This window comes from Streptomyces showdoensis, assembly GCF_039535475.1.
Taxonomy (GTDB): Bacteria; Actinomycetota; Actinomycetes; order Streptomycetales; family Streptomycetaceae; genus Streptomyces; species Streptomyces showdoensis.
Window position 1 is genome coordinate 15,930 of record NZ_BAAAXG010000028.1, and the last position, 14,065, is coordinate 29,994.

The 14,065-nt window shown below is 73.0% G+C and carries 11 protein-coding genes; 4 read left to right on the forward strand and 7 right to left on the reverse strand.

Annotated features, from left to right (window positions below; genetic code table 11):
* Window positions 1-30 precede the first annotated feature (30 nt).
* The 4 genes from ABD981_RS34905 to ABD981_RS34920 all read right to left on the reverse strand — a co-directional run bounded on the left by ABD981_RS34905 (window position 31) and on the right by ABD981_RS34920 (window position 5,636).
* A complete protein-coding gene (locus ABD981_RS34905; RefSeq protein WP_046912223.1) occupies window positions 31-1,497 on the reverse strand; it encodes an NCS2 family permease in 1,467 nt (488 codons plus the stop codon).
* A gap of 238 nt (window positions 1,498-1,735) precedes the next feature.
* A complete protein-coding gene (gene pucD, locus ABD981_RS34910; RefSeq protein WP_046912224.1) occupies window positions 1,736-4,141 on the reverse strand; it encodes a xanthine dehydrogenase subunit D in 2,406 nt (801 codons plus the stop codon).
* 2 nt (window positions 4,142-4,143) lie between these two features.
* Window positions 4,144-4,743 carry a (2Fe-2S)-binding protein gene (locus tag ABD981_RS34915; protein WP_046912225.1) on the reverse strand — a complete coding sequence of 200 codons (600 nt, stop codon included), beginning with the start codon at window positions 4,741-4,743 and terminating at the stop codon, window positions 4,144-4,146.
* 2 nt (window positions 4,744-4,745) lie between these two features.
* Window positions 4,746-5,636 carry an FAD binding domain-containing protein gene (locus ABD981_RS34920; protein ID WP_046912226.1) on the reverse strand — a complete coding sequence of 297 codons (891 nt, stop codon included), beginning with the start codon at window positions 5,634-5,636 and terminating at the stop codon, window positions 4,746-4,748.
* Between the two features lie 298 nt (window positions 5,637-5,934).
* On the opposite strand from ABD981_RS34920, the gene ABD981_RS34925 reads away from it, so the two are divergent.
* Entirely contained in the window at window positions 5,935-7,638 is a 1,704-nt protein-coding gene (locus ABD981_RS34925; RefSeq protein WP_046912227.1) for a PucR family transcriptional regulator, read from the forward strand.
* Window positions 7,639-7,783: 145 nt separating this feature from the next.
* A complete protein-coding gene (locus ABD981_RS34930) occupies window positions 7,784-8,578 on the forward strand; it encodes a hypothetical protein (protein WP_240495491.1) in 795 nt (264 codons plus the stop codon).
* Between the two features lie 268 nt (window positions 8,579-8,846).
* Here ABD981_RS34930 and ABD981_RS34935 read toward each other — a convergent pair whose 3' ends face one another.
* Both ABD981_RS34935 and ABD981_RS34940 read right to left on the reverse strand, forming a co-directional pair.
* Entirely contained in the window at window positions 8,847-10,382 is a 1,536-nt protein-coding gene (locus ABD981_RS34935) for a WD40 repeat domain-containing protein (RefSeq protein WP_046908399.1), read from the reverse strand.
* 79 nt (window positions 10,383-10,461) lie between these two features.
* The gene (locus ABD981_RS34940) at window positions 10,462-11,238 is read right to left on the reverse strand and encodes a GntR family transcriptional regulator (protein WP_046908398.1); all 777 of its coding nucleotides are present in this window, start codon (window positions 11,236-11,238) and stop codon (window positions 10,462-10,464) included.
* Between the two features lie 148 nt (window positions 11,239-11,386).
* On the opposite strand from ABD981_RS34940, the gene ABD981_RS34945 reads away from it, so the two are divergent.
* A complete protein-coding gene (locus tag ABD981_RS34945) occupies window positions 11,387-12,244 on the forward strand; it encodes a (2Fe-2S)-binding protein (RefSeq protein WP_046908397.1) in 858 nt (285 codons plus the stop codon).
* Window positions 12,245-12,464: 220 nt separating this feature from the next.
* On the forward strand, window positions 12,465-13,538 hold the full coding sequence (locus tag ABD981_RS34950) for a DUF2637 domain-containing protein (RefSeq protein ID WP_046908396.1): 1,074 nt from the start codon (window positions 12,465-12,467) through the stop codon (window positions 13,536-13,538).
* A gap of 49 nt (window positions 13,539-13,587) precedes the next feature.
* Here the strand turns inward: ABD981_RS34950 and ABD981_RS34955 are convergent, their stop codons facing one another.
* Window positions 13,588-14,037, reverse strand: coding sequence for an ATP-binding protein (locus tag ABD981_RS34955; protein WP_382748069.1), 450 nt, complete (start codon window positions 14,035-14,037; stop codon window positions 13,588-13,590).
* Window positions 14,038-14,065: the final 28 nt, after the last annotated feature.

The window sequence follows — 14,065 nt, forward strand, 5'->3', positions numbered from 1 at the left end:
GTTGTGTGGAGGGCGACGTTACGGGCGTCGTCAGCCGACGCCCAGCCAGCTCTCGATCGGGTGGATCGCGAAGTAGACGACGAAGACGGCCGTCAGCGCCCACATGAAGCCGCCGACCTCCCTCGCCTTGCCCTGCGCGCTCTTGATGACCGCGTAGGAGATGACGCCGGCCGCGACACCGGTGGTGATGGTGTACGTGAAGGGCATCAGGACCACGGTGAGGAACACCGGGATCGCGACGGAGCGGTCGCTCCAGTCGACGTGCTTGGCGTTCTGCATCATCATCGAGCCGATGACGACCAGGGCCGCGGCGGCGACCTCCTGCGGGACGATCGCGGTGAGCGGCGTGAAGAAGAGGCACAGGGCGAAGAACGCGCCGGTGACCACGGAGGCCAGGCCGGTACGGGCGCCCTCGCCGACGCCGGTGGCGGACTCGACGAAGACCGTCTGGCCCGAGGCACCGCCCGCGCCGCCGAGGATGCCGCCGGCACCGTCGATGAACAGCGCCTTGGACAGGCCCGGCATGCGGCCCTTGTCGTCGGCGAGCTTGGCCTCGGTGCCGACGCCCAGGATGGTCGCCATGGCGTCGAAGAAGCCGGCCAGCACCAGGGTGAAGACGATCATGGTGATGGTGATGTAGCCGACGTCGCCCCAGCCGCTGAAGGACACGTCGCCGATGAGCGAGAAGTCCGGGGCGGAGACGGCGCTGCCGTTCAGCTCGGGGGCGCCGGAGAACCAGGCCTTGGCCGGGATGTCGGCGACCGCGTTGAGGAGGGCGGCCACGCCGGTGCCGGCGACGATGCCGATGAGGATGGCGCCGGGGATGTTCCGGGACTGCAGGGCGAAGATCAGCAGCAGGGTGAGGGCGAAGATCAGGACGGGCCAGCCTTCGAGCTCACCGGCCGGGCCGAGGGTGACGGGACCGCCGCCGGGGGCGGGGTTCTCGTGGACGAAGCCGGCCTTCACGAAGCCGATGATCGCGATGAAGAGACCGATGCCGATGGTGATGGCGTGCTTGAGCGCGAGGGGTATCGCGTTCATGATCATCTCGCGGAGGCCGGTGACCACCAGGAGACAGATCACGGCACCGTACGCGACCGACATGCCCATGGCCTGCGGCCAAGTCATGACCGGCACGACCTGCGAGGCCATGACGCCGGAGACGCTCAGTCCCGCGGCGAGGGCGAGCGGGACCTTGCCCCAGAAGCCCATCAGGAGAGTGGTCGCGGCCGCGCAGAGCGCCGTCGCGGTGATCAGCGCGGGCTGGCTGAGGACGTTGCCGTCGACGTCCTTGCCGCTCAGGATCAGGGGGTTGAGCAGGAGAATGTACGCCATCGCCATGAAGGTGGTGACGCCGCCGCGGATCTCCGTCGCGACGGTGGATCCTCTCTCCGAGATGTGAAAGTACCGGTCGAGCCAAGACCTGCCGGCGGGGTTGCGCGAGCCGTTGCCCGCGTCCTCGGCCGTGGTCTTGGGCTCCACTGACGACTGGGTCATGGGGCCTACTCCCAAGGTTCAAAGGGGCACCCGCATCAGACTTCGAAGGTGTTCTGATCTGTGAAGCTGCGGGATTTGGGAAATCACGTTGGCTGCACGACCCGGGGGACGGCCCGAGGCGAACGGGGTACTACCGAGTACTGCGTGTGCTGCGTGTGCTGCTGTACTGCCGTGTCCCCGGACGGTGCGGGCTGGGAAGTGTGACGTTCCTGGGAGGCACGCACCGTCCGGAGAGGTCCTACAGGGTGCCGGTGAGCGCCTCGGGGCGGACCGGCGTCTTGTTGAGCTCCAGGCCCGTCGCGTTCCGGATCGCCGCGAGGACGGCCGGGGTGGACGACAGGGTCGGGGCCTCGCCGAGTCCCCGCAGGCCGTACGGCGCGTTGGGGTCGGCCAGTTCGAGGACGTCGACCGGGATGGTCGGCGTGTCGAGGATCGTGGGGATCAGGTAGTCCGTGAAGGAGGGGTTGCGCACCTTCGCGGTCTTCGGGTCCACGATGATCTCTTCCATCACCGCGACGCCCAGGCCCTGGGTGGTGCCACCCTGGATCTGGCCGACGACGGAGAGCATGTTGAGCGCCTTGCCGACGTCCTGCGCGGTGGCGAGCTCGATGACCTTGACCAGGCCGAGCTCGGTGTCCACCTCCACCACCGCGCGGTGCGCGGCGAAGGTGTACTGGACGTGACCGTCTCCCTGGCCCGTGACCAGGTCGAAGGGCACCGTCGGACGGTGGCGGAACTCGAGTTCGAGGTCGATCGGCTGCTCGCCCTCCAGGATGTCCGCGAGGGTCGCGAGCACCTCGCCGCCGTCGGTGACGACCTTGCCGCCCTCCAGGAGCAGCTCGGCGGTCGCCCACGCGGGGTGGTACGAGCCGTTCTTGCGGCGGCCGATCTCCAGGACCTTCTCGCGGACGGCCTCGCAGGTGTTCTTCACCGCGCCGCCGGTCATGTACGTCTGCCGGGAGGCGGACGTCGAACCGGCGGAGCCGACCTGGGTGTCGGCCGGGTGGATGGTCACCTGCGTGACGCCGAGCTCCGTGCGGGCGATCTGGGCGTGCACGGTGACACCGCCCTGGCCGACCTCGGCCATGGCCGTGTGGACCATCGCGACCGGCTCGCCGTTGATGACCTGGAGGACCACGCGGGCGGTCGAGTAGTCGTCGAAGCCCTCGGAGAAGCCGACGTTCTTGATGCCGACCGCGTAGCCGACGCCGCGGACGACGCCCTCGCCGTGCGTGGTGTTGGACAGGCCGCCGGGCAGCGCGCGGACGTCCGCGCCCTCGCCGGCGGTCTCCCACTGGCGCTCCGGCGGCATCGGGCGGGCCTTGACCCGGCGCAGCAGCTCCGCGACCGGGGCCGGCGAGTCCACGACCTGGCCGGTCGGCATGACCGTGCCCTGCTCCATGGCGTTCATCCGGCGGAACTCGACCGGGTCCATGCCCAGCTTGGCCGCCAGCTTGTCCATCTGCGCCTCGTAGGCGAAGCACGCCTGGACCGCGCCGAAGCCGCGCATGGCGCCGCAGGGCGGGTTGTTGGTGTAGAGGGCGACGGCCTCGATCTCGACGTCGTCGATCACGTACGGTCCGGCGCCGAGCGAGGAGGCGTTGCCGACGACGGCCGGGGAGGCCGAGGCGTAGGCGCCGCCGTCGAGGACGATCCGGGCCTTCAGGTGGGTGAGCTTGCCGTCCTTGGTGGCGCCGTGCTCGTAGTGCAGCTTCGCCGGGTGGCGGTGCACGTGCCCGAAGAAGGACTCGAAGCGGTTGTAGACGATCTTGACCGGCTTGCCGGTGCGCAGCGCCAGGAGGCAGGCGTGGATCTGCATCGAGATGTCCTCGCGGCCGCCGAAGGCACCGCCGACGCCGGAGAGCGTCATGCGCACCTTCTCCTCGGGCAGGCCGAGGACGGGGGCGATCTGCTTGAGGTCCGAGTGCAGCCACTGGGTGGCGACGTAGAGGTCGACGCCGCCGTCCTCGGCGGGCACGGCCAGGCCGGACTCCGGGCCGAGGAAGGCCTGGTCCTGCATGCCGAAGACGTACTCGCCCTCGACGATCACGTCGGCCCGCTCACGGGCCGCCGCCACGTCGCCGCGGATGATCGGCTGGCGGTGCACGATGTTCGGGTGCGGGACGTGACCCGAGTGGTGGTCGTCGCGGCCCTCGTGGATCAGCGGCGCGTCCGGAGCGAGCGCGGAGGCCTCGTCGGTGACGACGGGCAGCTCCCTGTACTCGATCTTGATCTTGGCGGCGGCGCGGCGGGCGGTCTCCGGGTGGTCGGCGGCGACCAGCGCCACCGGCTCGCCGTGGTGCCGTACCTTGCCGTGCGCCAGGACGGGGGTGTCCTGGATCTCCAGGCCGTAGTTCTTCACCTCGGAGGGCAGGTCGTCGTAGGTCAGCACGGCGTAGACGCCGGACATCGCGACGGCCTCGGAGATGTCGATGGAGACGATCTCGGCGTGGGCCACCGTGGAGCGCAGGGTCTGGCCCCACAGCATGTCCTCGTGCCACATGTCCGAGGAGTAGGCGAACTCGCCGGTCACCTTGAGGGTGCCGTCGGGGCGGAGCGTGGACTCGCCGATGCCGCCCTTGGCGTGGTTCTGGGTGACGTTGGTCGGCGTGCCCGCCGGAACGGTGCGCGTGTTCTGCGCCATGGTCAGACCGCCTCTCCCTGACGGGCGGCCGCCAGGCGGACCGCGTCGAGGATCTTCTCGTAGCCCGTGCAGCGGCAGAGGTTGCCGGAGAGGGCCTCCCGGATGTCCTGGTCGGACGGGTCGCTCTGGCGCTCCAGGAGCTCGTCGGCCGCGATCAGCAGACCCGGGGTGCAGAAGCCGCACTGGACGGCGCCCGCGTCGATGAACGCCTGCTGGATCGGGGAGAGTTCGACACCCTCGCCGGTCTGCGAGTCCTGCGTCGGGCGGGCCTGCCACTTCTTGGCCTCGTCGAGCGAGGTGCCGCAGGCGCCCGAGGCGCAGCCGCCGTGGCCGGCGCCGTGCTCCGCGCGGTCCTTGGCGAACTCCGCCAGGCCCTCGACCGTGACGACCTCGCGGCCCTCGACCTGGCCGGCGGCGACCAGGCAGGAACAGACCGGCACCCCGTCCAGACGGACCGTGCAGGAACCGCACTCGCCCTGCTCGCAGGCGTTCTTGGAGCCGGGCAGCCCCATCCGCTCACGCAGGACGTAGAGGAGGGACTCGCCCTCCCAGACGTCGTCGGCTTCCTGCGGACGACCGTTGACCGTGAAATTGACGCGCATGGTTATGCAGCTCCCTCAAGCGTGCGGCCGGTGCCGCGGTACTGCTCCCAGGTCCAGCCGAGCTGGCGGCGAGCCATGATGCCGACGGCGTGGCGGCGGTACTTGGCGGTGCCACGGACGTCGTCGATCGGGTTGGCGGCGCCCGAGCACAGCTCGGCGAACTGCTTCGCGATCGAGGGGGTGATGATCTTGCCGCTGTCCCAGAAGCCGCCCTCCTCCAGTGCCGCGTTCAGGAAGGCCTCGGCCTCCTTGGCGCGGATCGGGGTGGGCGCGGCGGAGCCGATGCCGGTCCGGACGGTGCGGGTCTCCGGGTGCAGCGCCAGGCCGAAGGCGCAGACCGCGATGACCATCGCGTTGCGGGTGCCGACCTTGGAGTACTGCTGGGGGCCGTCCGCCTTCTTCACGTGGACGGTCTTGATCAGCTCGTCGGGCTCCAGCGCGTTGCGCTTCACGCCCGTGTAGAACGCGTCGATCGGGATGAAGCGGGTGCCGCGCACCGACTCGACCTCGACCTCGGCACCGGCCGCGAGGAGCGCCGGGTGGGCGTCACCGGCGGGCGACGCGGTGCCCAGGTTGCCGCCGACGCCGCCGCGGTTGCGGATCTGCGGGGAGGCCACCGTGTGCGAGGCGAGCGCCAGACCCGGGAGCTCCGTGCGCAGGTTCTCCATGATCTGCGTGTACGGGACGGAGGCCCCGAGGCGTACGTTCTCCTCGCCGACCTCCCACTCGCGCAGCAGCTCGATACGGTTCAGGTCCAGGAGGTACTCGGGACGCCGGTGGTCGAAGTTGATCTCGACCATGATGTCGGTACCACCCGCGATGGGCACGGCCGTGGGGTGCTCGGCCTTGGCGGCGAGCGCCTCCTCCCAGCTGGCGGGGCGAAGGAAGTCCATGGTGGCTCTCTTCTTGTGCTTCTAGTGAACGGGGGGGTCGTCCGTACGGGCCCGGGGGGACGGCCGGCCCTCGACGATCTCTTCATGTGCTGTTAACGCGGTGTGTGGCCTAGTACACAAGCCCGTGTCGCCCGGGTGCAGTCACCGAAAACATGAAGGAGTTGGCTGGCTGCCATCCTCGTCTTGTAGATTCGAACGAAAGGCGGGAAGCAGAAACCTCTCCGTTTTCCCCTGGAAACGGTGGCACCACGCCACCGGCGACAACGCGACACCCAAGAGAAGGAACGGCGGCGACATCATGCGGCTGCGCGCACTGCTGGAGAACGACGCGCTGGGGCTGCGCCTGCTCGGCGGCGACGAGGAGCTGGACCGCACCGTCCGTGGCGTGATGACGACGGACCTCAAGGACCCCAGCCGGTATCTGTCGGGGGGCGAGCTGGTCCTCACCGGCCTCGCCTGGCTGCGCGAGCCGGCCGACGCCGAGCCCTTCGTGCGGATCCTCGCCTCGGCCGGGGTGGCCGCGCTGGCCGCCGGTGAGGCCGAGCTCGGCGACATCCCGGACGACCTCGTACAGGCGTGTTCACGCCACCGGCTTCCCCTGTTTGCAGTAAACGAATCCGTTGCTTTCGCGACGATCACCGAGCATGTTGTTCGACAGGTCTCCGGCGAGCGGGCCGGGGACCTCGCCGCCGTCGTGGACCGGCACCGGCGGCTCATGACCTCCGGGCCGGCCGGGGGCGGGCCCGAGGTCGTGCTCGATCTGCTGGGCTCCGACCTGGACCTTCGCGCCTGGGTCCTCTCCCCCACCGGTCGCCAGATCGCCGGCGCCGGGGAGCCCCTGGAGCCCTCCCTCGCCGCCACCCTGGCCGGCGAGCACCTCGCCGCCACCCGCACCGGGCGTCGCGGGCCGCACCGGCTCAACCTCGGCGGAAGCACCTACTCGCTCTTCCCGATCCGCAACACCGGGCGCGGCGCCGCCCCCGCCGCGCGCGACGTCCGCGAGACCGTCCTGTCCGACTGGCTGCTCGCCGTCGAGGCCGACGCCGGCGACTGGCCGGCGGCCCGGCTCGACCTGCTGCAGGGCGTCACCCAGCTGATCGCCGTGGAGCGCGACCGCCGCGACGCCGCGCGTACGGTACGGCGCCGGCTCGCCCAGGAGATCCTGGAGCTGGTCCAGACGGGCGCCGCCCCCGCCGAGATCGCCGCCAGGCTGCGGGTCGCGGCCCCCGTGCTGCTGCCCGGGCTCGGCAGCGCCCCGCACTGGCAGGTCGTGGTGGCCCGGGTCGAGTGGGACGAGACCGCGGCCGGCGGGCAGGGCCAGGGCGTCGGCAGCGGGCCCGTCGCCCAGGCGCTCCTGGAGGAGATCCTGGTCGACCCCGCGAGCTCCGGCGCCGACTCCTCCGACCGGATCGCCGTCGCCCACAGCGGCGACGAGGCCATCGCCCTGGTCCCGCTGGCCGCCGCGCCGCTCCCGGACAGCGAGGACGAGCCGCCGGCCGTCGCGCTCGGCCTGCACGCCGACGCGCTGCTCGCCGCCGTGCGCGCCCCGCTCTCCGCCGGGCTCTCCGACGACGGCCGGCTCACCCTGGGCGTGAGCGCCGCCGTCCACTCGGCGGAGGGGCTGCGCGGCGCCCTGGAGGAGGCCCGGCACGCCCGCCGGGTCGCCGCCGCCCGCCCGGGGCGGGTATGCGCCGCCGGGCACCACGAGCTCGCCTCGCACGTGCTGCTGCTGCCGTTCGTTCCGGACGACGTCCGGCGGGCCTTCACCGCGCGACTGCTCGACCCTCTGCGCGACTACGACCGGCGGCACCGGGCCGAGCTCATCCCGACGCTGGAGGCCTTCCTGGACTGCGACGGGTCCTGGACCCGCTGCGCCACCCGGCTGCACCTGCACGTGAACACGCTGCGGTACCGGGTCGGGCGGATCGAGCAGCTCACCGGGCGGGATCTCTCCCGGCTCGAGGACAAGCTCGACTTCTTCCTCGCCCTGCGGATGAGCTGACGGTTCATCTCTTCGGGTGATCACGGGAACTGACGGGGCGGCAGGTCATGCCGCCCCTTTCCCTGTCCGGGCCGCACTTACCGGTCGCTCTCCTTGTGAATTCTTTCACCCGACCCCTATGCCCCGGCCCCGCGTCCGTGCTGAGATGCCGTCCTACTCACAGCTCGATGGCGCGCTCGGGGAGGGCAATGTGGCGTACGGCCGGGGAACCCCACTGGAGACCGCGGTCTGGAGACTCCGCTCCCGCGGTTGCTGGACGGACGCGGCCGAACTGCTCGCCCCACGCGCGACGGAGCCCGCCGCGGCCCTGGAGCGGGCGGCCCTGCTGATCGAACGGTGTCTCTACACCGAGCAGGGCTGGGGCGACGCGGAGGAGGCCCTCCGGGCGGCCGAGGCGGTGGCCCGGACCGACGAGGAGCGGGGGGCGGCGGCGTGCGAGCGGGGCTATCTGGCGTACGCCTCGACCCTGCTGGGCGTACGGGACCGGGTCGACGAGGCCCGCGCGGCGCTGGGGCGGGCCGCGGCGCTGGTCCCTCCCGACTCGGCCGGGCGGGCGCTTCTCGACTTCCGGCGGGGGCTCATCGCGCAGAACCTCGGGGAGTCGCCGCAGGCCGCCCGGGCCGCCTACCGGCGGGCCCACGCGGGGGCCACCGCCCATGGCGACTCGCTGCTGCTCTCGTTCACCTGGCGGCATCTCGCCGGACTCGCCCTGAGAGAGGGCGAGTTGGCCGAGGCTCGGCACGGGTTCGCCGAATCGCTGCGGATCCGTGAGGAGTTGGGGTACCTCGTCGGTACCGCTCCGGCGCTCGCCTCGCTCGCCGAGGCCGAGACCGAGCCGGAGGCGGGGCGCCTGCGGGCCGAGGCGGAGCGGCTGTTCCGGCTGCTCGGCGGCGTCCCCACCTGGCTGGCCGCGCAGCTGACTCCTCGGCCGGCGATCTGAGGGGTGGGTGCCGCGCGGGCCGGGGAGGGGGTCGCATTCGGGACTGCATGATTTACGGCGCGGGACGGGGAGTAGTCACGTGAAGCTCGCTGTTCCGCGCCACAAATCACGCTTCACGTCCCGAACGCGACCCCCTCCCCGTCCCCCGCTCCCGTCCGGCGCCCGTCAACCGGGAGCGAGGAGGGAGAGCGGGGGGGAGTGTGGGTGGTCAGGTGGGTGGGTGGGTGGCAGGTGGGTGGGTGGGTGGCAGGTGGGTGGGTGGGTCTGGTCAGGTGGGGGTGGTTCGGTCCAGGCGGATCACTGACTCGTCCAGGCCTGTCAGCAGGGCCGCGTCCTGGGTCACCGCCACCGCTCGTACGGGTGGGCCGGGGCGGAAGGTCAGGTGGTCCGCCGTCTCCAGTCCGCGGAACTCCACCGCCCCGTCGGCCCAGGCCACCGCCACGAACGGGCCGTACGGGGTCTCCGCCGCGTGGAGGGAGACCACGGGGGACGCGCGCTCGGCCAGGGGGGTCGGGTCCGGGTCCTTGCCGGGGGTCCAGCGGCGGACCGTCCCGTCAATGCCGCCGCTGCACACGAACGGGGTCTCCGACTCCACCGCGGCGACCGCCGTCACCCTGCCGCTGTGCAGGGCCGCCTGGTGCAGGCCGGTCAGGCCGAAGGCGTGGACGGAGCCCAGGCGGTCGCCCACGACCACGGAGCCGGAGATCGCGGCGAGGGCCGTGCCCGGGTGCCGGGTCAGCGTCGCCGACACCGCCTCGGTGAGGCGCTGGAGGTAGGGCGGGCGGGGGTTCCTGCCCGGCACCGCGTGCAGTCGGCCGCGTTCGTCGAGGAGCAGGACCGTGCCGTCGGGTGCGGGGGCCAGGGCCGTCACCCGGCCCGTGACGGGGTGGTCCAGGCGGCCGAGCGGGCGCGCGTCGGCCGCGCCGAGCAGGCGTACGGTGCCGGCCAGGTCCGCCGCGAGCACGGTCCCGCCCTGTACGGCGAGTGCGGCGACCGGGCCCGGCCAGGGCGGGGCCACGTCCCCGGCGACCCTGCTCCACCGCACCCGCCAGGGCGCCGGCTCCGCGGCCGCAGCCAGCGCGGGTCCGAGTCTCGGGTCGGCGCCGTCGCCCAGGGCCGCGAGGAGGGCCAGGGCCCGGTCCGCCGGGGTGCGGGCGGCGCAGAGCGCCTGTCCGGCGCGCAGCCAGGCCGGGCGCAGGCCGCCGTGGCGGTCCTCGGGGTCGGCGAGGTATCCGGCGGTCACCCGGTAGGGGTCGGCGGCGATGACGGCGAGGGGGTCGGAGAGGTCGGGCGGGGCGGCTTCCGTAGCGGGGGGCGGTTCGGGCTCGGTGGCCTGTGCCGCGTCGACCACCGTGACGCGGGCCTCGGTGAGGATCGTGTGCTCGGGGGTGCCCTCGCGCGTCTCGACCACCACGCGGATCCGGCCCTGGGTGGCCAGGTCCCGCAGCAGCTCGGCGATCCGGGTGGGTTCGGCGGCGGCGTGGAGGGAGGGGAGGAGCAGGACCGTGCGGGGGGTCCGGCCCGTCTCGGTGGTCGCGAGGACGCGGACCAGGTCGGCGGGGGACGTCGCCACCACGCCGAGGTGGGCGGCTGTCGCCCACGTGGTGCCCAGGGCGGTCTGGCCGGTCAGCGGGACGAGGGCGCGGGCGGTGCGGCGGCGGCCCCCGGCGCGGGGGCCCTGCGCCGCGAGCCAGTCGAGCAGGCCGGGGGCTTCGGTGACGAGGCAGAGGCGCGGGGCCTCGGGGTCGGTGAGCCAGCCGAGCAGGGCCGAGGCCCCGGGGAGCTCCGCGCGGACGGACGGCATGGGCACCTCTCGGTCGGCGCGGTCGCGACGGGTGTCGTGCTGACGTTGTCGACCTTAGTCGCCCACGGCGCTCCAGTCGTCAGTCCTGCGCTCCCGCGAAATGCTCCCGTACGAGCGAGGAGACGACCTGCAGGTCCTGGGCGATCAGGGCGTCGAGCAGGGCGCTGTGCTCGGCGGCGTCCGCGACCAGTTCGCCGTGCCGCGTGGCGGGGGCGCTCACGAGGGGCCACTGGGAGCGGCGGTGGAGGTCGTCGGCGATGACGAGGAGCTGCTGGTTGCCCGCCAGGGCGAGGACGGCACGGTGGAAGGCCCGGTCGGCCTCCGCGTAGTGGGCGCGGTCGCCCCGGGCGGCGGCGGCCCCGGTGGCCTCGGCGAGCGGGCGGAGTTCGGCCCAGCGGGCGGCCGGGACGGTGCGCGCGAGGCGGAGCATGACGGGGACCTCGATGAGCGCGCGGATCTCGGCGAGCTCGGCGAGTTCGCGGGGGGTGCGTTCGGTGACCCGGAAGCCGCGGTTGGGCACCACCTCGACGGCGCCCTCGGTCGCGAGCTGCTGCATGGCCTCGCGCACCGGGGTCGCCGAGACGCCGAAGCGCTCGCCGAGGGCGGGGGCGGAGTAGACCTCGCCGGGGACGAGTTCGCCGCCCACCAGGGCGGTGCGCAGGGCTTCGAGGATCTGGCCGCGGACCGAGTGCCGGCGGACCCCGCGCGGGGCCAGGCCGGGGGCGGGGTCCTCGCCGTGGGTGTGTTCGCCGCGGACGTCGTGGGTGCGGGTCTGTTCGGGGACCCTCGCCGCGTCGCCGTACGGCGGCGCGGCCGAGCGGTCCGTGGTCCGCCCGCGCGTGCTGCCCTGCTCCACCCGGGTCCTCCTGCGCTTTGGTGCCGGGCCCGGCTCGCGGTGCCGGGGTCCCCCGTGCACGATAGGCGGACGGCGTCGCAGTTCAAACACCATGCGTATCGGGTAAGGTAAGGCTAACCTGCTAACGATCGCGATTCGGTGGTCCCGTATGGCCGTCCCCACACTGCTGACGTCTGCTCCCGCCTCGCCCGTCGCGGCCTCCTACGCCCGGCTCGGCGAGGTCTTCTCCGGTCTGCGCGTCGACGAACGCGGCCGGGACGAACGGATGCCGTGCGGCACGGGCTGGGTCGGCGCGGACGAGCTGGGGGCCGGCGGCGCCGCCCTGGACGCCTTCCTCGCCTGGGACGAGACGCAGGTGCGGCGCGACTACGGGCGCTCGGCCCGCCCCGACGTGGTCGCGAGCTTCGGCCTCCACCGGTACGCCTGGCCCGCCTGCCTGCTGGTGACGCTCCCCTGGTTCCTGCACCGCCGGGTCCCCCGGCTGCCCGCGCGCAACGTGGCCTTCCAGCGCGCCCTGGGGCGGCTCGCCGTCAAGGTCGAGGAGTTCGCCTGCCTGCCCGACGACCCGGCCGCCACCCTGCCCGGCGCCCGCGTGGTCCCGGACGAGGAGGCGCTGCGGGCCGAGGTGCGGGCCTCGCTCGGCGAGCACTTCGAGGAGCTCCTGGCCGGGTTCGGGCCGCGGATGCGCCGCGGCCGGCGGGCGCTGTGGGGCATGGTGACGGACGAGATCGTCGAGGGGCTCTGGTACATCGGCGAACTGCTCGGCGAGGAGGGCCGGGCGATGGCGGAGCTGGAGCTGCTCATGCCGGGCACGGCCAAGCCGTACGTGGGCGCCGCGGGCTTCCGCGAGCTGGAGGGCTCGGCCGATGCCTGCGGAGCGAGCCGTTCCACCCGCGACCGGGCGACCTGCTGCTTCTTCTACACCCTGCGCCCCGAGGACACCTGCCTCACCTGTCCGCGCACCGCCGACCCGGAGCGGGTGCGCAGGCTCGCCGCGGCCGGCTGACCGGGCGTCGGCCTTACGCCACCCCCAGGGGTGGTGTGGTTCGAACACAACTCCCCTCGATGGATTGCCAGTTCGACCAGATCGCACCTATTCGTATGCCGTCCGTCCCCGATGGCGTGCTCTTGTCCCGAAACCCCGTGCCCGCCCCATCGGGTCGGCCAGTATGGGCGGCCGTATCGCCCTAACTGCGAGGCACTACTGCGAGGCAAGGGACACCGCAATGAGACTGACCGACATATCGCTGGACTGGCTGCTTCCGGGCGGCGTGATGGTGGCGGGAGTCCTGACGGCGGTGGCGGTGCTCGCGCGCGGGAAGCGCGCCGGTGACCAGGCCGCGGCCGACGACTCCTGGGAGCGCAGCGAGGAACGCCGCAGACGCAAGGAGGCGGTCTACGGAACCGCCTCGTACGTCCTGCTCTTCTGCTGCGCGGCGGTCGCCGCGGCGCTCTCCTTCCACGGACTCGTCGGCTTCGGCCGGCAGAACCTCAACCTCACCGGGGGCTGGGAGTACCTGGTCCCGTTCGGGCTCGACGGTGCCGCGATGTTCTGCTCGGTGCTCGCCGTCCGCGAGGCCAGCCACGGCGACGCGGCCCTCGGCTCTCGCCTCCTGGTCTGGACGTTCGCGGGGGCCGCGGCCTGGTTCAACTGGGTGCACGCCCCGCGCGGCCTGGGCCACGCGGGGGCCCCGCAGTTCTTCGCGGGGATGTCCCTGTCGGCGGCGGTCCTCTTCGACCGGGCGCTGAAGCAGACCAGGCGGGCGGCGCTGCGCGAGCAGGGCCTGATCCCGAGGCCGCTGCCGCAGATCCGGATGGTCCGCTGGCTGCGGGCGCCCCGGGAGACCTTCGGCGCCTGGTCGCTGATGCTCCTCGAAGGCGTACGGACCCTGGACGAGGCCGTCGACGAGGTGCGCGAGGACCGCAAGGAGCGGGAGGCCAACCGGATCCGCAGGCGGGAGCAGGCGAAGCTGGACCGGGCGCGGCTGAAGGCGCTCAACCGGCAGCACCGCGCCTTCGGGCGCGGGGGCGGCCGTCAGGTGGAGGTGTCGGCCCTGGGGACCGGCACGGGTGCGGGCTCCGCGACGCCGGTGCAGGCCGCCGTCGCGGAGCCCGCCATAGCGGACCCCGGACAGCTGCCGCTTCGACACCGGCCCTCCCTGCAAGCCGTGAAGGGCGCTGAGCCGCGCACGGGCGAGTCCCGGACGGTGGACCTCACCGCCGAGGACGACACCCAGACGCTGCCCAGGCTCGACTCCCTGGAGCGCAAGCTGGCCGACCTGGAGCAGCAGTTCGGCTGAGCTCCGGTGCGCGTCGGCGCACGCCCCCCACGGTTCGGCGGGGTCGCCCTCAGGCGGCCCCGCCGTTCAGTTCGAACCAGACCACCTTGCCCATCCCGCGGTTCTCCACCCCCCACGAGTCGGCGAGCGCCTGGACCAGCACCAGCCCTCTGCCGTGCGTACCGTCGTCGGCGTGCGGTACGCGCGGGCGGTGCAGTTCGGTGACGAAGTCCCGGACCTCGACCCGCAGCTGCTCGGGGGCGACGGTGGCGGTCACGACCGCCCCCTCGTCCGTGTGGATCAGGGCGTTCGTCACCAGCTCGCTGGTGAGCAGTTCCGCGACGTCGGTGGCGCCCGGTGCGCCCCAGGCCCCCAGCATCGCGCGTAAGGCGTGCCGGACTTCCGGCACCGCGGTGAGATCCGCGCCCCCCACCCTTCTGAGCAGTTGAGTCGGCTGTCGCGCCTCCCCGGCCATATCCCCCACCCCTGCGTCGGATCGAACAGGCTCACGGGGATGCATGCCCCCTGGGGAGGCCCGCATTCATGGG

What these genes read in the sequence shown, in the direction of transcription:
- ABD981_RS34905 (WP_046912223.1), bottom strand. Translation starts at nt 1,497, where the DNA reads ATGACCCAGTCGTCAGTGGAGCCCAAGACCACGGCCGAGGACGCGGGC.
- pucD (WP_046912224.1), bottom strand. Translation starts at nt 4,141, where the DNA reads ATGGCGCAGAACACGCGCACCGTTCCGGCGGGCACGCCGACCAACGTC.
- ABD981_RS34915 (WP_046912225.1), bottom strand. Translation starts at nt 4,743, where the DNA reads ATGCGCGTCAATTTCACGGTCAACGGTCGTCCGCAGGAAGCCGACGAC.
- ABD981_RS34920 (WP_046912226.1), bottom strand. Translation starts at nt 5,636, where the DNA reads ATGGACTTCCTTCGCCCCGCCAGCTGGGAGGAGGCGCTCGCCGCCAAG.
- ABD981_RS34925 (WP_046912227.1), top strand. Translation starts at nt 5,935, where the DNA reads ATGCGGCTGCGCGCACTGCTGGAGAACGACGCGCTGGGGCTGCGCCTG.
- ABD981_RS34930 (WP_240495491.1), top strand. Translation starts at nt 7,784, where the DNA reads ATGCCGTCCTACTCACAGCTCGATGGCGCGCTCGGGGAGGGCAATGTG.
- ABD981_RS34935 (WP_046908399.1), bottom strand. Translation starts at nt 10,382, where the DNA reads ATGCCGTCCGTCCGCGCGGAGCTCCCCGGGGCCTCGGCCCTGCTCGGC.
- ABD981_RS34945 (WP_046908397.1), top strand. Translation starts at nt 11,387, where the DNA reads ATGGCCGTCCCCACACTGCTGACGTCTGCTCCCGCCTCGCCCGTCGCG.
- ABD981_RS34950 (WP_046908396.1), top strand. Translation starts at nt 12,465, where the DNA reads ATGAGACTGACCGACATATCGCTGGACTGGCTGCTTCCGGGCGGCGTG.
- ABD981_RS34955 (WP_382748069.1), bottom strand. Translation starts at nt 14,037, where the DNA reads ATGCATCCCCGTGAGCCTGTTCGATCCGACGCAGGGGTGGGGGATATG.